The sequence below is a fragment of the Variovorax sp. J31P179 genome (genome assembly GCF_030316985.1).
Taxonomy (GTDB): domain Bacteria; phylum Pseudomonadota; class Gammaproteobacteria; order Burkholderiales; family Burkholderiaceae_C; genus Variovorax; species Variovorax ginsengisoli_B.
Map to the genome: position 1 here is coordinate 584,393 of NZ_JASZYL010000002.1, position 19,341 is coordinate 603,733.

Below are 19,341 nucleotides of genomic sequence, written 5' to 3' on the forward strand. Positions count from 1 at the left end.
GGATGGGCTCGTTTTCAGACCCCCGGCAACTTGTAGTCGCGCAGCAATTCGCGCAGCTTGGTCTTGAGGATCTTTCCGGTGGCACCGATCGGGATCGCCTCCACGAACACCACGTCGTCGGGGATCTGCCATTTGGCGGTCTTGCCCTGGTAGAAGGCGAGCAGTTCATCGCGCGAGACTTCGGCGCCCGGCTTCCTCACCACCGCCACGATCGGCCGCTCGTCCCACTTGGGATGGAACACGCCGATGCAGGCCGCCATCGCGATCGCCGGATGCGCCACCGCGATGTTCTCGATGTCGATCGAGCTGATCCATTCGCCGCCCGACTTGATCACGTCCTTGCTGCGGTCGGTGATCTGCAGGAAGCCGTCGGCATCGATGGTGGCGACGTCGCCGGTCGGGAACCAGCCGCGGCCCTCGGCGTCGGCGTCCAGCGGATTGCCGCCCTCGCCCTTGAAGTATTCCTTGACCACCCAAGGACCCTTGACGAGCAAGTCGCCGTAGGCCTTGCCGTCCCAGGGCAGCTCCTCGCCGTTGCCGTCGACGATCTTCATGTCGACGCCGAAGATCGCGCGGCCCTGCTTCATGCGGATCGCGGTCTGCTGCTCGGGGCTCTGCGCCAGGTGCTTGTTCTTGAGCGTGCAGAGGGTGCCGAGCGGCGACATCTCGGTCATGCCCCAGGCGTGCAGCACGTCGACCCCGTAGAGCTCCTGGAAGGCGTGGATCATCGCCGGCGGACAGGCGGAGCCGCCGATCACGGTGCGCTTCAGGCTCGAGAACTTCAGGCCGTTGGCCTGCAGGTGGCCCAGCAGCATCTGCCAGACTGTCGGCACGCCGGCCGCGAATGTCACCTTCTCGGCCTCGATCAGGTCATAGACCGACTTGCCGTCCAGCGCCGGGCCAGGGAACACCACCTTGGCGCCGACCAGGGCCGCCGAATACGGGATGCCCCAGGCGTTGACGTGGAACATCGGCACCACCGGCAGCACCGAATCGCGCGCCGAGATGCACATCACGTCGGGCAGCGCGGCGGCGTAGGCGTGCAGCAGGGTCGAGCGGTGGCTGTAGAGCGCGGCCTTCGGGTTGCCCGTGGTGCCGCTCGTGTAGCACATGCTCGACGCCGAGTTCTCGTCGAAGCTGGGCCACGGATAGACATCGGAGCGTTGGCCCATCCAGGCTTGGTAGCTCACCAGGTTCGGCACGCCCGTGTCGGCCGGCAGCTTGTCGGCATCACACAGCGCAATCCATTTCCGGATCGTGGTGCACTTGGCGTGGACCGCCTGCACCAGCGGCAGGAACGACAGGTCGAAGCACAGGATCTGGTCTTCGGCGTGGTTCGCGATCCAGGCGATCTGGTCGGGATGCAGCCGCGGGTTGATGGTGTGCAGCACGCGGCCGGAGCCGCTCACGCCGTAGTAGAGCTCGAGGTGGCGGTAGCCGTTCCAGGCCAGCGTGGCGACCCGGTCGCTGAAGAGCAGCTGCTCGTCCTCGAGCGCGTTGGCGACCTGCCGCGAACGCGCGGCGACCTGGCGCCATGTCGTCCGGTGGATGTCGCCCTCGACCCGCCGCGAGACGATTTCGGCGTCGCCATGGTGGCGCTCGGCGAACTCGATCAGCGACGAGATCAGCAACGGTTGGTCCTGCATCAAACCCAGCATCTATCAGCTCCTTGCGTAAGTATTCTTGGTAATTCTGAGAGGAAAGCCAATGTAACCACCGGCGTCCCGCTGGTCCCGAGAATCCTTCAAATACGTGTTGCAGTGCAATGCCAGAAACCCGCAGTCGGGTCCCCGAGGAGACCGGCTGCGAACGGTCGGCTATTGGGTCGAGATGCTGGCCGCGCCGGGGGTGGCGTCGAGCAGCAGCCGCGAGGGCCAGGGCGCCCAGGTCGTGCCCAGCGCCGCGCTGTTCGGGTCGCCGCTGCGCATGAAGGCGGCGATGCTGCCCATCATGGCGTTGGACAGCGCTTCCCTGCCCGGCCGGTTGGCGGCGCTGAAGCTCGCGTTGGAGAACAGCGACGGCCCGAAATTGCCGAACACGAAGCCCAGGTCGAAGGCATGCGCCGCGCCATAGACCTCGTTCCAGGGCGGCGGCAGCTGGGCCCAGTCGAACTGGTAGTGCCACAGGTCCGACTGCTGCGTCTTCAGGGTGTTCAGCAGGTTGTCGCGGCTGGGCACCATGAAGGCGTTGGTGATCCGCGCGGTCATCGCGTCGTAGCCCGTGACGGGCGTCGTCACCGGCAGGTAGGCCGGATCGATGATGTCGGCTGAACTCAGCGTGGTGGCAGCGTCCGGGTCGAAGTTCTGCATCATCGTGAAGCGGGTCGCATCGTCGATCTTGAGGCCGGGCTTGGGGCCGCCGACCAGCGGCAGGAAGGGCGTGAAGAGCTTGCCCTCGTCGCGCGTGACGCCGACCACGGTCGGCACCTTCAGGTACCGCCCGGCGGCCATCGCCGCGATCGGGTCGGTCGGCAGGACCGTGCCGTCCGGGATCGGGCCCGAGCCGGTCAGGCCCTTGGCGAGCACGATGCCGAGGATCGTCCTGGCGTCCTTGGCGCGCAGGTAGTCGGCGACGTCGGCCGGGCTCATCCCGGCGGCGTAGGTGGTGGCAGCAGCCAGGTCGGCCGCCTTGCCATCCGCCACCAGCAGGTTCAGCAGCAGGCCATTGCCCTGTGCGAGGTACGTCGACGCCGGGTTCAAGGTCGGCAGGCTGCCGGGCGGCAGGTTGGTCGCCAGCGAGATGCCGCCCGACAGCGGCATCGCCTTGTGGAACAGTCCCTTGGCCATCGGCGACGCCATCAGGGCCAGCAGGTTGATCGCGCCGGCCGACTGCCCCATCACCGTGACGTTGCTGGCGTCGCCGCCGAAGCCGGCGATGTTCTTCTGGATGTAGCGCAGCGCCGCCAGGTTGTCGAGCAGCGCGAAATTGCCCGAATCGTCGCCTTCGGTGCCGCCCACGTGCAGTTGCGGCAGATTCAGGAAGCCCAGCACGCCCAGGCGGTAGTTGGCCGTGACGATCACCGCGTTGGCCTTCTTCGCCAGATTGGCGCCGTCGTAGACCGGGTCGGCCGTGTAGCCCGAGATGTTGCTGCCGCCATGGATGAAGAGCAGCACCGGCAGCTTCTCGTCGGTGCTAGCCGGACGCCAGATGTTGAGCGTCAGGCAATCCTCGCTGCCGACCGGGGTGTTCAAGGTGGTGGCGATCGTGGCGTCGTAGGTGTTGTTGGCGCCGGGGCCGTAGAGGCGGCCGTTCTGCAGGCAGGGGTTGCCGAACTGCTTGGCCGGTCGGACGCCGACCCAGGCTTCGGGCTCGGCCGGGGCCCGCCAGCGCAGCGCGCCGACCGGCGGCCGGGCAAACGGCAGGCCCTTCCAGGACCAGGTGCCCGAGCGGGCGCTGTCGTCGACCCCTTCGACCTTGCCCTGGGCGGTGGTGCGCACCGTGGGGGCTTCGGCGGGCGGTGTCGCGGGAACGGTGGTCGAGGTCGTCGGCGTCATGGTCGGGGTGGTGGCCGCCGCGGGCGGCGGAACGCTGAAAGTGGGATCGGACGATCCGCCGCAAGCGGCGATGATGGCGCACAGTAGCACCAATCCCGCGCGCCATTTCCGGCTTGTCGTGGTCATGTCTGGTCTCCTCGTCGGGTTATCCGGAATGCGCGCTGCCGGGACCGGCCTCGATACTTCTGGGCTTCTTCGCGAGCCCGGAAAAATTCTAGGAACGACCCGCCCCATGCCTGCTATCGCAAGCGCGCCAAACCAGTGACTTCAGAGACGCGAGCATCGAAATCAGTGCGACCTGCGCCCCCCGCGGCCCCGCTGCGCACCAGTTCGGGCGCCTGGCTGCGAGGCGTGCTCGACATGTTCGCGGCCGAAGGGCTCGATGTGCCGTCCCTTCTGCGCGACTGCGGCTTCGACGCCACCGGGCTCGAACGGCCCGAGGCCCGCTTTCCGGCCGACGACATCAGCCAGCTGTGGCAGTTGGCCGTGGCCCGCTCCGGCAAGGCCACGCTGGGCCTTTCGCGCGAACTGGCCGCCCGCCACGGCAATCTCGACACGCTGGGTCACGCGATGACCTGCAGCCCGCATCTGCACGCCGGCCTGGAACGCCTGGCGCGCTACCTGGCGGTGGTCTCGGACGCCGCCACCTTCGAGCTCGAGCCCGAGGCACGCGGCCACTGGCTGGTGCTCGGGCACGTCGGCAGCCGACGGCCGGTGCCGCGGCAGCGCGTCGAGTACGGGATGCTGACCATGCTGGTGCTGTGCGGCTGGCTGACTCGGCGCGAGCTGCGGCCGCTGGCGGTCGAGTTCGTGTACCCGGCACCGCCGAGCGACGCGCCGCACGGGGCCGCCTTCGGCTGCGCGATCCGCTTCGGCGCCGCCGCCAACCGGCTGCTGCTGGCCGATGCCGACATGCGCGCGGCGATCCCTTCGCAGCACCCGGCACTGGCGGCGCTGCACGAGCGCCTGCTCGACGAGCAACTGATCACCCTGGCCGACAGCACGATCAGCCGGCGTGTCTGCGCCGAGATCGCGCGCCGGCTGCCCGCGGGCGAGCCGCGCCGGCAGGATGTGGCCGCCGGGCTCGGCGTCACCGAGCGCACCCTGCAGCGCCGGCTGCAGGCCGAATCGAGTTCCTACCAGGCCCTGCTCGACCAGACCCGGCGCGAGTTGGCCCAGCAGTACCTGGCCGACCGGCGCCATACGCTGACCGATGTGGCCGACCTGCTCGGCTTCGTCGACAGCAGCAACTTTTTCAGGGCGTGCAAGCGCTGGTTCGGGCTGCCGCCGGCGCAGTACCGGGCGCGATGTGTCGATGGCGGCATGGTGCGCACCTGAGCGCAGCGCGTTGGCACCTCAGGGCTTTCCGACCAGCGCCAGGATCCTGGCCCTGACATCCGACAGCTCCCCCGTTGAAACCTGCCCCTTCCGAGTCGCCCGGCGAACTTTCCAATCCAGGCTCTTGACCTGGTCCGAGAGAACCGCGGTCGCCCGGCTGCCGGCGATCGGGACCTCGAAGGGATAGCCCTTGATCTGCGTCGTCATGGGGCAGCACAGCATCAGGCCGGTCTTGCCGTTGTAGGCGGCCGGGCTCAGTACCAGCGCAGGCCTGTGGCCCGACTGCTCGTGCCCGGCCTGCGGATCGAACTGCAGCCACACGATGTCCCCGGCTTCGGGAACGTAGCGGCTCGCCATCACCATTCCTTGCCCACGACCGGACCGAACTCGGCCTCGCCGTGCAGGTTCTCGGGCGTGATGGCGGCAAGCAGTTCCGCCAGGTCGACCGCATGGCGCACCGGCTCGATCACGATCCGTCCGCCTTCGTCACGCACATCGACTGTCTGATCGAGTTGCAGATTGAGCGACTTCATCACGGACGCCGGAAGGCGGACCGAGGCGCTGTTGCCCCATTTCTTGATGACCACGTGCATGACACCTCCATGTATCGACAATGTAGATACTTTAACTGACTTCGTGTGCCCCGGGATGGCCTCACCCGTCCGGGGTCTCGCCCGCTGCAGGACAATCGCCCTCATGAGCATGCTTGCAGACGAAGCGGACCTGGTCGACCTGGGTCTGCGCTGGGCCCCGGGCTTTTCGGCGCTGGGCCCCGCCTTCTTCACCGAACTCCAGCCCCGTCCCCTGCCCGATCCCTACTGGGTCGGCGCCAGCGCCCGCGTGGCAGGCGATCTCGGCCTGGACCCGTCCTGGCTGCAATCCGACGAAGGCCTGGCCGCCTTTGTCGGCAATTCGCCAGTCGCCGGCACCCGCCCGTTCGCCAGCGTCTACAGCGGCCATCAGTTCGGCGTCTGGGCCGGACAGCTCGGCGATGGCCGAGCGATCTTCCTGGGTGAAACCGCCGGGGGGCTCGAGGTGCAACTCAAGGGCGCCGGCCCGACGCCCTACTCCCGCATGGGCGACGGCCGGGCGGTGCTGCGCTCCAGCATCCGCGAATTCCTCTGCAGCGAGGCCATGCACGGCCTGGGCATCCCGACCACGCGGGCCTTGTGCGTGACCGGCTCCGACGCCCGGGTACGCCGCGAAGAACTCGAAACCGCCGCCGTCGTGACGCGGGTCGCACCCAGCTTCATCCGCTTCGGCCACTTCGAGCATTTCGCCGCCAACCAGCGCGAAGACGAACTGCGCGCCCTGGCCGACTACGTGATCGACCGCTACTACCCGGAGTGCCGCGTCAGCCCCAGCTTCGGCGGCAACCCCTATGCCGCACTGCTCGAGGCGGTCAGCGAACGCACCGCCGCCCTGCTGGCCCAATGGCAGGCGGTCGGCTTCTGTCACGGCGTGATGAACACCGACAACATGAGCATCCTCGGGCTCACGATCGACTACGGGCCGTTCCAGTTCCTGGACGGCTTCGACCCACGCCACATCTGCAACCACAGCGACACCTCCGGCCGCTACGCCTTCAATCAGCAGCCCAACGTCGCCTACTGGAACCTGTTCTGCCTGGCCCAGGCGCTGCTCCCCTTGATCGGCGACCAGGAGGTGGCGGTCGCCGCGCTGGAGTCGTACAAGACCGTGTTCCCGCGCGAGTTCGAGGCCCGGATGCGGGCCAAGCTGGGCCTCGCCGAGGCCGCCGAGGGCGACCGCGCCTTGATCGAAGGCGTGCTGAAACTGCTGGCCCAGGAAAAGGTCGACTACACGATCTTCTGGCGCTGGCTCTCCCATGGCGTGGCCAGCGGCGATGTCGAGCCGGTGCGCGACCTGTTCGTCGACCGGCCGGGCCTGGATGCCTGGCTGCAGAGCTACGCCGAGCGCCGTGCCGGCACGCCGGCCGCGGACACCGCCGCCCGGATGCTGCGCAGCAATCCGAAATTCGTCCTGCGGAACCACTTGGGCCAGCAGGCGATCGAAGCCGCCGGGCAAAAGGATTTCTCCGGCGTCGCCACCTTGCTGCGCCTGCTCGAATCCCCATTTGACGAACATGCCGGCCACGACGCTTTCGCCGGCTTCCCGCCCGACTGGGCCTCCACGATCGAAATCAGCTGCTCATCATGACTTCACCCGTCCAGAAAACCGATGCCGAATGGAAGGCCCTGCTGGCCGAAAAGGGCGCTGAGCGCGGCGCCTTCGAGATCACGCGGCACGCCGCCACCGAGCGCCCCTTCACCGGCAAGTACGAAGCCCATTGGGACGACGGTACCTACCATTGCATCTGCTGCGGCGCCAAGCTGTTCGAGTCGGCCACCAAATTCGACGCCGGCTGCGGCTGGCCCAGCTTCTCGCAGGAGGCCGTGCCCGGCGCGATCCGCAACATCGTCGACCGCTCGCACGGCATGGTGCGCACCGAGAACGTCTGCGCCAACTGCGGCGCCCACCTGGGCCACGTGTTTCCCGACGGCCCGACCGAGACCGGCCTGCGCTACTGCATGAATTCGGCCTCGCTCGAGTTCAAGGATCGCGAAACCGACTGATCCCGAACATGAAACTCATCCTCGACTTCTTCCCGATCCTGCTGTTCTTCGGCGCCTTCAAGTTCTACGACATCTACACCGCGACCGGCGTGCTGATGGCCGCCACCGCGCTGCAGATGGCGATCATCTGGTTGATGGAACGCCGGCTGCAGCCGATGCAGAAGGCGACGCTGGTGCTGATCCTGCTGTTCGGCTCGCTCACGCTGGCGCTGCACGACGACCGCTTCATCAAGTGGAAGCCGACCGTGCTCTACGGCGCCATGGCGATCGCGCTGGCGGTCGCGCTGTGGGGCTTCAAGAAGAATTTCCTGAAGATGCTGCTGGGCGGACAACTCGAGCTTCCGACCCCGATCTGGGGCAAGCTCAACGTCGCCTGGATCGCCTATTGCGTCTTCATGGCGGTCCTCAACGGCTATGTCGCGGCCTACTTCACGACCGAGGCCTGGGTCAACTTCAAGCTCTGGGGCTACGTCTTCCCGATCGTGTTCCTGGTCGCGCAGGGGATCTACATCTCGCCGCACCTCAAATCGGACAAGCCCGCAGCATGAGCCTCCCGACCGCCAGCGACCTCGAAGCGCGGCTGCGCGAAACGCTGCAGCCCACGGCGCTCGAAGTGATCGACGAAAGCGCCGCCCACGCCGGTCATGCGGGCGCCGGCGCCGAAGGCTACGGCACGCATTTCCGGGTCCGCATCGCCTCCCCTCTGTTCGCCGGCAAGCCCCGCGTGGCGCGCCATCGGCTTGTGTATGATGCGCTGCAACTTTTCATCGCACAGGGCCTCCACGCGCTTGCCATCGAGACGCTCTAGGGCGTCGTTCACATCACCCGCACGGTCGTGCGGCGACAACCCCCTCCCCTTATGAAGAAAAACATCCTCAAGGCCGTCGCGCTCGCCACCCTGGTCGGCGCCATTCCGTTCGCCGCCCTGGCGCAGAACGCCGCCATCGTGAACGGCAAGGCCGTGCCGAAGGCGCGCATGGACGTGCTGGCCCAGCAACTCGCGGCCGCCGGCCGCCCGGTCACGCCCGAGATGCAGGGCCAGCTGCGCGAGGAAGTCGTCGCGCGCGAGGTCTTCATGCAAGAAGCCCAGAAGCAAGGCCTCGACGGCACCGACGACTACAAGAACCAGCTCGAGCTCGCGCGTCAGGCGATCCTGATCCGCCAGCTGTTCGAGAACTACCGCAAGAACAACCCGGTGACCGACGCCGACGTCCAGGCCGAGTACGACAAGTTCGTCGCCGCCAACAGCGGCAAGGAATACAAGGCGCGCCACATCCTGGTCGAGACCGAGGACCAGGCCAACAAGATCCTGGCCGACCTCAAGAAGGGCGCCAAGTTCGAGGACATCGCCAAGAAGCAGAGCAAGGACCCGGGCTCGGGCGCCAACGGCGGCGACCTCGACTGGGCAGCGCCCGCGAGCTTCGTGCCCGAATTCTCGGAAGCCATGATCAAGCTCAAGAAGGGCGAGACCACGGCGGCACCGGTCAAGTCGCAGTTCGGCTACCACATCATCCGCGTCGACGACATCCGCCAGGCGCAGCTGCCGAAGCTCGAAGAGGTCAAGCCGCAGGTCGTGCAGCAGCTGCAGCAGCAGCGGCTGCAGAAGTACCAGGAAGACCTGCGGGCCAAGGCCAAGGTCGAGTAATTGCTGCGGGCCCGGCGAGGCCGGTTCCGCCGCATTTCCCAAAAAGGGCCGGGCTTTCGCCGGCCCTTTTTGCTTTCAGCCCCAGACCACCGAACGCATCGAGATCGATGCCGACTGGAAGTCGGCGTTGAAGAAGCGCGGCGCTTCCTTGCCATCGACCGCACCGGCGGCGTACAGCAGCGGCAGGTAGTGATCGTGCGTGGGATGGGCCTGCGCCGCGATCGGGCCGAGGCTCTTGAAGTCCGGCAGCGCGGCGAGCTCGCCGTTCCTGATCTGCTCTCCGACGATGCGGTCGAACTCGATCGCCCAGTCGTAGGCCTGGCCCGGGCTGGCGTCGCGGCGCGTGGCGCGCAAGTTGTGCACGATGTTGCCGCTGCCGACGATCAGCACGCCACGCTCGCGCAGTGCCCGCAATTGCTGGCCGAGCTGGTAATGCTGGGCCGGCGGGCGGCTGTAGTCCATGCTGAGCTGCACCACGGGGATGTCGGCGCGCGGGAACATCGGCTTGAGCACCGACCAGGTGCCGTGGTCGAAGCCCCATTCGGCCTCGTCCAGGCCCAGCGCGGCGCCGCTGAGCGGCTGGCGCACGCCCTGCGCGATCTGCGCTGCCGCTTCGGGCGCACCGGGCGCCGGGTACTGCTGGTCGAACAGCTCCTGCGGAAAGCCGCCGAAGTCATGAATGGTCTTGGGCCTGGCCATGCCCGTGAGGAACCAGCCGCCGCGTGTCAGCCAGTGCGCGGAGACGCACAGGATGAGCTGCGGCTTCGGGTAGCGGGCGCCGAACTCGGCGCCGAGCGCCTGCCAGCTCCTTCGATAGGCGTTGTCGCCGATGGCGTTCATCGGACTGCCGTGGCCGACGAAGAGCAGCGGCATGCGCGGCGATTTCTTCAGCGCGCCGAAGGCTTCGGCCGCGCCGGACAAGGGCATCCTTCCGAGCAGCGCGCCGCCCATCACGGCGCTTGCGCCGAGCACCGAACGTCGCCGCACGGGGCTCAGCCCACCCACTTGCGCGCGTTGCGCCAGATCCGCATCCAGGGGCTGAGCTCGCTGCGGTCGCCCGAGGTCCAGCTCATCTGGATGTTGCGGAAAACGCGTTCCGGATGCGGCATCAGCGCGGTGAAGCGGCCGTCGACGGTGGTCACCGAAGTCAGGCCGCCGGCGCTGCCGTTCGGGTTGAACGGATAGCGCTCGGTCGCCTCGCCGTGGTTGTCGACGAAGCGCATCGCCGCGATCGCCCGGGCCGGGTCGCCGCGGTGCTTGAAGTTGGCGTAGCCCTCGCCGTGCGCGACTGCGATCGGCATGCGGCTGCCGGCCATGCCGGCGAAGAACAGGCTGGGCGATTCGAGCACCTCGACCATCGACAGGCGGGCCTCGAAGCGCTCGCTCTGGTTGGTCGTGAAGCGCGGCCAGGCCTCGGCGCCCGGAATGATGTCGGCCAGCTCGGCGAACATCTGGCAGCCGTTGCACACGCCCAGGCCGAAGGTGTCGGCGCGGCCGAAGAAGCCCTTGAACTGCTCGGCCAGCCTGGGGTTGAAGGTGATGCTCCGGGCCCAGCCGATGCCCGCGCCCAGCGTGTCGCCGTAGCTGAAGCCGCCGCAGGCGACCACGCCCTTGAAGTCGGCCAGGTCCGCCCTGCCCGTCTGCAGGTCGGTCATGTGGACGTCGAAGGCCTCGAAGCCGGCCTCGGTGAAGGCGTAGGCCATCTCGACATGCGAGTTGACGCCCTGCTCGCGCAGGATCGCGACCTTGGGGCGGGCCAGATTGAGGAATGGCGCAGCCACATCGTCGGTCGCGCCCGGCGCCAGCAGCACGTGGGCGCCCGGGTCCTGCGGATCGCCGGCGGCGGCGTGTTCGGCATCGGCGCAGTCGGGGTTGTCGCGTTCGCGGCAGATCTTCCAGCTGACCGAATCCCAGACCTGGTGCAGGTCGGCGAGGCCGGCGCTGAAGACGGCCTTGGCGTCGCGCCACACTTCGACCTTTCCCTTGCCCGCGTCCATCGGCGAACTGGCCGGCCGGGTCTTGCCGACGAAGTGGCTGTGGGCGCTGAGCCCGTGGGCGCGCAGGGTCTGCATGACCTCGTTGCGCTCGGCGGTGCGCACCTGCAGCAGGAGGCCCAGCTCTTCGTTGAAGAGCGCCTTGAGCGTGAGCTCTTCGCGCCGCGCGCTGACCTGGCCGGCCCAGTTCTTGGCGTCGCCGTATTCGGCGCGGCTGTCGCTGATGCCGTCGCCCTCGGTGACCAGCAGGTCGACATTGAGCGCGACGCCGACATGGCCGGCGAAGGCCATCTCGCAGGCGGCGGCGAACAGGCCGCCGTCGCTGCGGTCGTGCAGCGCCAGGATCTTGCCCTCGGCGCGCAGCGCGTTGACCGCGGCCACCAGTTTCACGAGGTCCTGCGGATCGTCGAGGTCGGGCACCGAGTCGCCGCTCTGGCCCAGCGTCTGCGCCAGGATGCTGCCGGCCATGCGCTGCTTGCCGCGGCCCAGGTCGACCAGCACCAGCGTGCTGTCGGGCTCGTCGGCGTCGAGCTGCGGCGTCAGCGTGCCGCGGACGTCGGCCAAGGTGGCGAAGGCGGTGACGATCAGGCTCACGGGCGACGTGACCTTCTTCGCCTCGCCGCCGTCCTGCCACTGGGTGCGCATCGACAGCGAATCCTTGCCCACCGGGATCGAGATGCCGAGCGCCGGGCAGAGCTCGAGGCCGACGGCCTTGACGGTCTCGTACAGCGCCGCATCCTCGCCGGGCTCGCCGCAGGCGGCCATCCAGTTGGCCGACAGCTTGACCCGCGACAGCTCGATCGGCGCCGCCAGCAGGTTGGTGATGGCCTCGGCCACCGCCATCCGGCCCGAGGCCGGGGCGTCGAGCGCGGCCAGCGGCGTGCGCTCGCCCATGCTCATCGCCTCGCCCGCGAAGCCGCGGTAATCAGCCAGCGTGACGGCGCAATCGGCCACCGGCACCTGCCACGGGCCGACCATCTGGTCGCGATGACTCAGGCCGCCGACGGTGCGGTCGCCGATGGTGATCAGGAAGCGCTTCGAGGCCACGGTCGGGTGCGCCAGCACGTCGATGGCGGCCTGCTGCAGGTCGACGCCCGTGAGGTCGAGCGGCTTGAAGCTGCGCGCCACGGTCTGGACGTCGCGCAGCATCTTCGGCGGCTTGCCCAGCAGCACGTCCATCGGCATGTCAACCGGCTGCGCCTCGGCGCCTTCGTCGGCCACCAGCAGCTGGCGCTCCTCGGTCGCCACGCCGACCACCGAGAACGGGCAGCGCTCGCGCTCGCAGAAGGCGCGGAACTGCGCCAGCGACTCCGGCGCGATCGCCAGCACGTAGCGCTCCTGGCTCTCGTTGCACCAGATCTCCTTGGGCGCCATGCCGGATTCTTCGAGCGGCACCGCCCGCAGGTCGAAGCGCGCGCCGCGGCCGGCGTCGTTGGTCAGCTCGGGGAAGGCGTTGCTCAAGCCGCCGGCACCGACGTCGTGGATCGCCAGGATCGGGTTGGCCTCGCCCTGCTGCCAGCAATGGTTGATGACTTCCTGCGCCCGGCGCTCGATTTCCGGGTTGCCGCGCTGGACCGAATCGAAGTCGAGTTCGGCCGCATTGGCCCCGGTCGCCATCGAGCTGGCGGCGCTGCCGCCCATCCCGATGCGCATGCCCGGCCCGCCGAGCTGGATCAGCAGCGCGCCGGCGGGAAAACGGATCTTCTTGGTCTGGCCGGCATCGATGCTGCCGAGGCCGCCGGCGATCATGATCGGCTTGTGATAGCCGCGCTGGACCGTGTCCCGGTCGCTTTCGATCGCCTGTTCGTACTCGCGGAAGTAGCCCAGCAGGTTGGGCCGGCCGAACTCGTTGTTGAAGGCGGCGCCGCCCAGCGGGCCCTCGGTCATGATCTGCAGCGGGCTCGCGATGTGGCCGGGCTTGCCGTAGCTGCCCTCGGCGGGCCACAGCTTCGACACCGTGAAGCCGGTCAGGCCGGCCTTCGGCTTGGAGCCGCGCCCGGTGGCACCCTCGTCGCGGATTTCGCCGCCGGCGCCGGTGGAGGCGCCCGGGAACGGCGAGATCGCGGTCGGATGGTTGTGCGTCTCGACCTTCATGAGCACGTGGCTCAGCGCCTCTTTCTTGCGGTAGCCGCCGGATTCGGAGGCGGCCACGAAACGCTCGATCTGCGTGCCCTCCATGACCGAGGCGTTGTCGGCATAGGCGATCACCGTGTGCTGCGGGCTCAGGCGCTCGGTGTTGCGGATCATCGAGAACAGGCTCTGCGGCTGCGCCGCGCCGTCGATCACGAAGTCGGCGTTGAAGATCTTGTGGCGGCAGTGCTCGCTGTTGGCCTGGGCGAACATCATCAGCTCGACGTCGCTCGGGTTGCGGCCCAGGCGGGTGAAGGCATCGACCAGGTAGTCGATCTCGTCCTCGGCCAGGGCCAGGCCGAAGCGGCTGTTGGCCTCGACCAGCGCCGCCCGTCCGCCGCCCTGGACGTCGACCTGCGCCATCGGCTGCGGCGGCAGTTCGGCGAACAGCTCGGCGGCCTGCTCGATCCGGGCCAGCACCGATTCGGTCATGCGGTCGTGCAGCAGGTCGGCCACCGCGGCCAGCTTGCCGCCTTCGAGCACCGGCGCCTTGCCCAGCAGGGGCGCCTTGAGCACCAGGTGGTACTCGGTCACCCGCTCGACCCGGCGCAGCGCCAGGCCGCAGTTGTGGGCGATATCGGTGGCCTTGGAGGCCCAGGGCGACACCGTGCCCAGCCGGGGCGTGACCACCACCGTCGACCCGGCCTTGGCCGGCGCCACGAAGGGCTCGCCATAGCCCAGCAGGGCGGCAAACCGCTCTTTCGCGGCCTGGTCGAGGGGGTCGTCGGTGACCACCAGGTGGACGAAGCGCGCGCTGAGGCCCTCGATGCGCGGCTCGACCGCCTGCAGGCGGGGCAGCAGCTGCCGGGCCCGGAAATCGCTGAGGGCGCTGCCGCCCTCGAAGAAGCTCACCACGGGGGCGGCATGGACAGCACGAGGGGAAGACGGGTTCACGGGCAGCGTCACGTTCGGGTCGGCCGCAGGGGCCGCGTTGGGATTCATGAGAATGAGGCGGCGGCCGCTGACTGGGGCCATCCGCGCTAACCCTGAATTTTAACGGCTCGGATGGGATAATTCCGGCCATGAGCATTACCTACAAAGACGCCGAGGGCGTCGCCGGCATGCGCGTGGCCTGCCGCCTGGCCTCCGAGGTCCTGGACTACCTCACGCCCCACGTCGTGCCCGGCGTCACGACCAACCAGATCGACAAGCTCGCCCACGACTACATCACGCAGGTCCAGGGCGCCATTCCGGCGCCCCTGAACTACATGGGCGCCAGCAGCACGCCCTACCCCAAGTCGATCTGCACCTCGGTCAACCACGTGGTCTGCCACGGCATCCCGAATGACAAGCCGCTCAAGAAGGGCGACATCATCAATTGCGACATCACGGTCATCAAGGACGGCTGGCACGGCGACACCAGCCGGATGTTCGTGGTCGGCGATGCCTCGATCGCGGCCAAGCGGCTGTGCGCCTTCACCTACGACGCCATGTGGCACGGCATCGTCAAGGTCAAGCCGGGCGCCCATCTGGGCGACATCGGCTTCGCCATCCAGCGCTTCGCCGAAAGCAACGGCTTCTCGGTGGTGCGCGAATTCTGCGGCCACGGCATCGGCCGCGGCTTCCACGAGGAGCCCCAGGTGCTGCATTACGGCCGTCCGGGCACGCTCGAGGAACTCAAGCCCGGCATGACCTTCACGATCGAGCCGATGATCAACGCCGGCAAGCGCGAGATCAAGGAAGACGCCAAGGGTGGCCAATACGACGGCTGGACCATCGTCACCCGCGACCACTCGCTGTCGGCGCAGTGGGAACACACGGTGCTGGTCACCGAGACCGGCTACGAGGTGCTGACGCTGTCGGCCGGCAGCCCACCCGTGCCGGCCTTCGTCAGCGCCGCGGCTTGAAACCGCGCCGGCTGCTCCTGGCGCCCATGGTCGACATTGCCTCGCTGCGCGACGCCTATCGCACGCACAAGCTGGCGCTCTTCGACCAGCTGCGCAGCGCGCGGGCGCCGACGCGCAGCGTCCACACCGTGCTGCGGCAGCTGGCGGCGCTGGCCGACGAGACGCTCGGCGCGCTGTGGGCCGACGCCGGCTTCGGCCACCGGCTGGCGCTGGTGGCGGTGGGCGGCTTCGGGCGCGGCGAGCTGTTTCCCTACTCCGACGTCGATGTGCTGCTGCTGCTGCCCGAGGGCGAGGACAGCGGGGTCGAGCCGGCACGGCTCGAGGCCTTCATCGGCCAGTGCTGGGATGCCGGGCTCGAGATCGGCTCCAGCGTGCGGACGGTCTCCGAATGCCTGGACGAAGCCGCCAAGGACGTCACGGTCCAGACCTCGCTGCTCGAATCGCGCCTGGTGATCGGCGACAAGAAGCTCTATGCGAGCTTCCGCAAGAACTTCTTCGCCGCCATCGACCCGCAGGCCTTCTTCGCCGCCAAGTCGCAGGAGATGCGGCACCGCCACCAGAAGTTCGACAACACGCCCTACGCGCTCGAACCCAACTGCAAGGAGTCGCCAGGCGGCCTGCGCGACCTCCAGACCATCCTGTGGATGACCAAGGCCGCGGGCTTCGGCAACCGCTGGGACGACCTCGCCAGGAATGGCCTGGCGACCGCGTTCGAGATCCAGCAGATCAAGCGCAACGAGGCGCTGCTGAGCCTGATCCGCGCCCGCCTGCACGTCACTGCCAATCGCCGCGAGGACCGGCTGGTGTTCGACCTCCAGACGGCGGTGGCCGCCACCTTCGGCTATGTCGGCGAGTCGCAGCGCAAGGCCAGCGAGGCGCTGATGCGGCGCTACTACTGGGCCGCCAAGGCGGTCACCCAGCTGAACCAGATCCTGCTGCTCAACATCGCCGAGAAGCTGCAGCCGCAGGCCGACCAGCCGACGCCGATCAACGAGCGCTTCTTCGAGAAGGGCGGCCTGATCGAGGTCGCCAGCGACGACCTCTACCTCAGGGATCCGCACGCGATTCTTGAGACCTTCCTGCTCTACCAGAAGACCATCGGCGTCAACGGCCTGTCGGCGCGCACGCTGCGGGCGCTCTACAACGCGCGCCACGTGATGGACAGCAAGTTCCGCAACGACCCCGTCAACCACGCGACCTTCATGCGGATGCTGCTGGAGCCGCGCGGCATCACGCACGCGCTCCGGCTGATGAACCAGACCTCGGTCCTGGGGCGCTACCTGCGGGTGTTCCGGACCATCGTCGGCCAGATGCAGCACGACCTGTTCCATGTCTACACGGTCGACCAGCACATCCTGATGGTGCTGCGCAACGTGCGCCGGTTCTTCATCGCCGAGCACGCGCACGAGTACCCCTTCTGCTCGCAGCTCGCGGCCGGTTGGGACAAGCCCTGGATCCTCTACATCGCGGCGCTGTTCCATGACATCGCCAAGGGCCGCGGCGGCGACCATTCGACCCTGGGCGCGCGCGACGTGCGGCGCTTCTGCCGCCAGCACGAGATCCCGCGCGAAGACGCCAGGCTGATCGAGTTCCTGGTCGCCGAGCACCTGGTGATGAGCCAGGTGGCGCAGAAGCAGGACCTGAGCGACCCCGAGGTCATCGGCGCCTTCGCCAAGCGCGTCGGCAACGAGCGCTACCTGACGGCGCTGTACCTGCTGACGATCGCCGACATCCGCGGCACCTCGCCGAGGGTCTGGAACGCCTGGAAAGGCAAGCTGCTCGAGGACCTCTACCGGCTGAGTTCGCGCGTGCTGGGCGGCCGCATGCCCGACCCCGGCGCCGAGATCGAGGCCCGCAAGCGCGAGGCGTTGGTGCAGCTGGCGCTCTACGCCGAGCCCTTGCACGCGCACAAGGCGCTCTGGGAGACGCTCGACGTCGGCTACTTCATGCGCCACGATGCCAACGAGATCGCCTGGCACGCCAAGCAGTTGTCGCGCCACGTGCCGCATGCCGGCGTGCCGATCGATCCGCACACGCCGCCGATCGTGCGGGCCCGGCTGTCGCCGGTCGGCGAAGGCCTGCAGGTGGTGGTCTACACGCCCGACCAGGCCGACCTGTTCGTGCGCATCTGCGGCTACTTCGACCAGTCGTCCTTCAGCATCCTGGACGCCAAGGTGCACACGGCGAGCAACGGCTTCGCGCTCGACACCTTCCAGGTCGTGACCACCTTCATCCCGGAGCACTACCGCGACCTGATCAGCATGGTCGAGACCGGCCTGGCCAAGACGCTCAGGGAGGCCGGCCCGCTGCCGGCGCCGAGCAAGGGCCGGGTCTCGCGCCGGGTGCGCAGCTTCCCGATCAAGCCGCGCGTCAGCCTGCTGCCCGACGAGAAGGCGCAGCGCTGGCTGCTCAGCATCTCGGCCAGCGATCGCGCCGGACTGCTCTATTCGGTGGCCCGCGTGCTGGCGCGGCACCACCTGAACCTGCAGTTGGCGAAGGTCACGACCCTGGGCGAGCGGGTCGAGGACACCTTCCTGATCAGCGGCCCGGAGCTCCAGGGCCAGCGGGCCCAGCTGGCGATCGAGACCGAGCTGCTCGAGGCGCTGGCGGCCTGAGGAGCCGGAGGTGGAAGCGACGCCGCTGCGCCTGCACCCCGGCGACGACCTGCGCGGCGCCCTCGATGCGGCGCTGGCCGCGCGGAGCTGCGCGGCCGGGTTCGTGCTCTCGGGGATCGGCAGCCTGGGCGCCGCACGCCTGCGCTACGCCGGCATCGAGACACCCGCGACCCTGCTCGGCGACCTGGAGATCCTGACGCTGGCGGGCACCCTGTCGCCCACCGGCTCGCACCTGCACATGAGCGTGTCCGATTCCGAAGGCCGGGTGCGCGGGGGCCATGTCGCGCCGGGCTGCATCGTGCGCACGACCGCCGAGCTGCTGGTGGCATGGCTGCCGGCGTGGCGGTTCACCCGCGAGTTCGATCCTGCGACCGGTTTCGCCGAGTTGACGATCCGCAAGACCTAAGCCACCGCGGGGACGCCGCCGGACGACGGATCCGCATGCGCCAGCCGCTGGCGCTCGCGGCTGTTGACCAGGTGGATCCGCATGGCGGCGCGCGCCGCCTCGGGGTCGTGGCGCTCGATCGCGCCGAAGATGTCCTGATGCTCCTGGTGGACCTTCTGCAGATGCTGGGCGCGCTGCTCGACGTTCAGCCATGACGACGAGACCCGCGTGCGCGGAATCACCTCCAGGCCCAGGTGCGCCATCAGGTCGCTGAAGTACCGGTTGCCGGTCGCCTGGGCGATCGCCAGGTGGAAGCGGAAATCGGGCGGGACGGTCTCGCCGACCCCCGTCAGATGGCGCTCGAAATCGGTCAGTGCGCCGCGCATTTCCCGCAGATGCTCGTCGGTGCGCCGCGTGGCGGCAAGGGCTGCGGCTTCCGACTCGACGCTGGTGCGCAGCTCGAGCATTTGCAGCATGTCGGCGATGCCGCCGGGGGCCGACAGTCCGAACTGCAAGCGCCCCTGCGACGCAGGCTCGAGTGCGAAGGTGCCGACACCGTGGTGCGTCTGCACCAGCCCGGCGGCCTGCAGCCGCGACAGCGCCTCGCGCACCACGCCGCGGCCGACGCCGAAGCGCTCCATGATTTCGGACTCGGTCGGCAGCTTGTCGCCCGGCTTGATCTTTCCGGCCGCCAGTTGCGCCGCCAGCGCCTCAACCAGCCCGTGCGTCAGCCCCCTGCTGCGCGCGGCCGGACGCCCCGCGGCTGGAATGACGTCCGGCTCCGGCTCGCTGAGCACTCTCGCTTCGGAAAAGGTCGCGGAAGTTTCCTGCATCTGCCGATCATAAGGACCGGCCCTGCGCGCGGCCCTGCCAGCAAGATCTCTGTAGTCGCCATGTTGTCGGACATCCGATGAAAAATAGAAACTTCCGCATGAATTTGCAGTTAAGTTAGCAATATTTAACAGGGTAAATACCAATATTGAATGCCAATTTCATGAAAGATAGTCGCCCACGTTGTCCGACAACATACAAGTCGAAGACAGTAGGAGACACGCGATCATGAAAATCAGGGGTATCCGGTGGTGGATGGTCGGGCTGGTGACGGCCGGGTTGATCGTCAACTACCTCGCACGCAATGCTGCCTTCCTGATCGTGGCCTTCGTGGTCTGCGTGCTCGCCCGCAGCGGCGAACACCGACCGGCCGGCGCCCGCTGGACCGCCATGCCCGCCGCCTCCAATCCCACGGTCTGAGCCCGGTCCCCGTCCTGCAGCGGCGCGCGCGCCGGGCGCTGCTGCGGG

The 19,341-nt window shown here is 68.4% G+C and carries 17 protein-coding genes; 10 read left to right on the top strand and 7 right to left on the bottom strand.

Translation table 11 applies throughout. The annotated features are described in order from the left end of the window. Window positions 1–14 precede the first annotated feature (14 nt). Window positions 15–1,658 carry a 3-(methylthio)propionyl-CoA ligase gene (locus QTI17_RS07165; protein WP_286531931.1) on the bottom strand — a complete coding sequence of 548 codons (1,644 nt, stop codon included), beginning with the start codon at window positions 1,656–1,658 and terminating at the stop codon, window positions 15–17. Window positions 1,659–1,817: 159 nt separating this feature from the next. Then, entirely contained in the window at window positions 1,818–3,620 is a 1,803-nt protein-coding gene (locus QTI17_RS07170) for a carboxylesterase/lipase family protein (protein WP_503011027.1), read from the bottom strand. Window positions 3,621–3,854: 234 nt separating this feature from the next. Here QTI17_RS07170 and QTI17_RS07175 point away from each other — a divergent pair, with 234 nt between their 5' ends. Continuing rightward, the gene (locus QTI17_RS07175) at window positions 3,855–4,832 is read left to right on the top strand and encodes an AraC family transcriptional regulator (protein ID WP_286532167.1); all 978 of its coding nucleotides are present in this window, start codon (window positions 3,855–3,857) and stop codon (window positions 4,830–4,832) included. Between the two features lie 18 nt (window positions 4,833–4,850). Here the strand turns inward: QTI17_RS07175 and mazF are convergent, their stop codons facing one another. Together mazF and QTI17_RS07185 are read right to left on the bottom strand one after the other, a co-directional pair. Beyond that, window positions 4,851–5,189 (bottom strand): endoribonuclease MazF, encoded by a 339-nt coding sequence (gene mazF / locus QTI17_RS07180; RefSeq protein WP_286531932.1) that lies wholly within the window; start codon window positions 5,187–5,189, stop codon window positions 4,851–4,853. Next, window positions 5,189–5,425 carry an AbrB/MazE/SpoVT family DNA-binding domain-containing protein gene (locus QTI17_RS07185; RefSeq protein WP_286531933.1) on the bottom strand — a complete coding sequence of 79 codons (237 nt, stop codon included), beginning with the start codon at window positions 5,423–5,425 and terminating at the stop codon, window positions 5,189–5,191. Before QTI17_RS07185 ends, mazF begins: the two co-directional genes overlap by 1 nt. Before the next feature lie 103 nt (window positions 5,426–5,528). On the opposite strand from QTI17_RS07185, the gene QTI17_RS07190 reads away from it, so the two are divergent. Genes QTI17_RS07190 through QTI17_RS07210 form a run of 5 tightly spaced genes read left to right on the top strand, consistent with a single transcriptional unit; the run spans window position 5,529 to window position 9,071 of the window. Beyond that, window positions 5,529–7,010: a protein adenylyltransferase SelO gene (locus tag QTI17_RS07190; RefSeq protein ID WP_286531934.1), complete on the top strand. Its 1,482-nt coding sequence runs from the start codon at window positions 5,529–5,531 to the stop codon at window positions 7,008–7,010. Further along, window positions 7,007–7,426: a peptide-methionine (R)-S-oxide reductase MsrB gene (gene msrB / locus QTI17_RS07195; protein ID WP_286367924.1), complete on the top strand. Its 420-nt coding sequence runs from the start codon at window positions 7,007–7,009 to the stop codon at window positions 7,424–7,426. The genes QTI17_RS07190 and msrB overlap by 4 nt, the downstream gene beginning before the upstream one ends. An 8-nt stretch (window positions 7,427–7,434) precedes the next feature. Continuing rightward, on the top strand, window positions 7,435–7,974 hold the full coding sequence (locus tag QTI17_RS07200) for a septation protein A (RefSeq protein WP_286531935.1): 540 nt from the start codon (window positions 7,435–7,437) through the stop codon (window positions 7,972–7,974). Further along, complete coding sequence (locus QTI17_RS07205; RefSeq protein WP_286527636.1) at window positions 7,971–8,234, top strand: BolA family protein; 264 nt, start codon at window positions 7,971–7,973, stop codon at window positions 8,232–8,234. The genes QTI17_RS07200 and QTI17_RS07205 overlap by 4 nt, the downstream gene beginning before the upstream one ends. A 51-nt stretch (window positions 8,235–8,285) precedes the next feature. Continuing rightward, window positions 8,286–9,071 (top strand): foldase protein PrsA, encoded by a 786-nt coding sequence (locus QTI17_RS07210; protein ID WP_286531936.1) that lies wholly within the window; start codon window positions 8,286–8,288, stop codon window positions 9,069–9,071. Between the two features lie 75 nt (window positions 9,072–9,146). Here QTI17_RS07210 and ygiD read toward each other — a convergent pair whose 3' ends face one another. Together ygiD and purL are read right to left on the bottom strand one after the other, a co-directional pair. Further along, the gene (gene ygiD, locus QTI17_RS07215; protein WP_286532168.1) at window positions 9,147–9,998 is read right to left on the bottom strand and encodes a 4,5-DOPA-extradiol-dioxygenase; all 852 of its coding nucleotides are present in this window, start codon (window positions 9,996–9,998) and stop codon (window positions 9,147–9,149) included. Window positions 9,999–10,063: 65 nt separating this feature from the next. Beyond that, window positions 10,064–14,137 carry a phosphoribosylformylglycinamidine synthase gene (purL, locus tag QTI17_RS07220; protein ID WP_286531937.1) on the bottom strand — a complete coding sequence of 1,358 codons (4,074 nt, stop codon included), beginning with the start codon at window positions 14,135–14,137 and terminating at the stop codon, window positions 10,064–10,066. 80 nt (window positions 14,138–14,217) lie between these two features. On the opposite strand from purL, the gene map reads away from it, so the two are divergent. The 3 genes from map to QTI17_RS07235 are packed head-to-tail and all read left to right on the top strand — an operon-like array spanning window position 14,218 to window position 18,063. Beyond that, entirely contained in the window at window positions 14,218–15,042 is an 825-nt protein-coding gene (map, locus tag QTI17_RS07225) for a type I methionyl aminopeptidase (RefSeq protein ID WP_286531938.1), read from the top strand. A gap of 26 nt (window positions 15,043–15,068) precedes the next feature. Further along, complete coding sequence (locus tag QTI17_RS07230; protein WP_286531939.1) at window positions 15,069–17,657, top strand: [protein-PII] uridylyltransferase; 2,589 nt, start codon at window positions 15,069–15,071, stop codon at window positions 17,655–17,657. Between the two features lie 10 nt (window positions 17,658–17,667). Beyond that, window positions 17,668–18,063, top strand: coding sequence for a PPC domain-containing DNA-binding protein (locus QTI17_RS07235; protein ID WP_286531940.1), 396 nt, complete (start codon window positions 17,668–17,670; stop codon window positions 18,061–18,063). On the opposite strand, the gene QTI17_RS07240 is transcribed toward QTI17_RS07235, so the two are convergent. Beyond that, window positions 18,060–18,875, bottom strand: coding sequence for a FadR/GntR family transcriptional regulator (locus tag QTI17_RS07240; RefSeq protein ID WP_286531941.1), 816 nt, complete (start codon window positions 18,873–18,875; stop codon window positions 18,060–18,062). The two genes, QTI17_RS07235 and QTI17_RS07240, sit on opposite strands and share 4 nt — an antisense overlap. Window positions 18,876–19,101: 226 nt before the next feature. On the opposite strand from QTI17_RS07240, the gene QTI17_RS07245 reads away from it, so the two are divergent. After that, window positions 19,102–19,293, top strand: coding sequence for a hypothetical protein (locus QTI17_RS07245; protein WP_286532177.1), 192 nt, complete (start codon window positions 19,102–19,104; stop codon window positions 19,291–19,293). The last annotated feature ends 48 nt before the right edge of the window (window positions 19,294–19,341 follow it).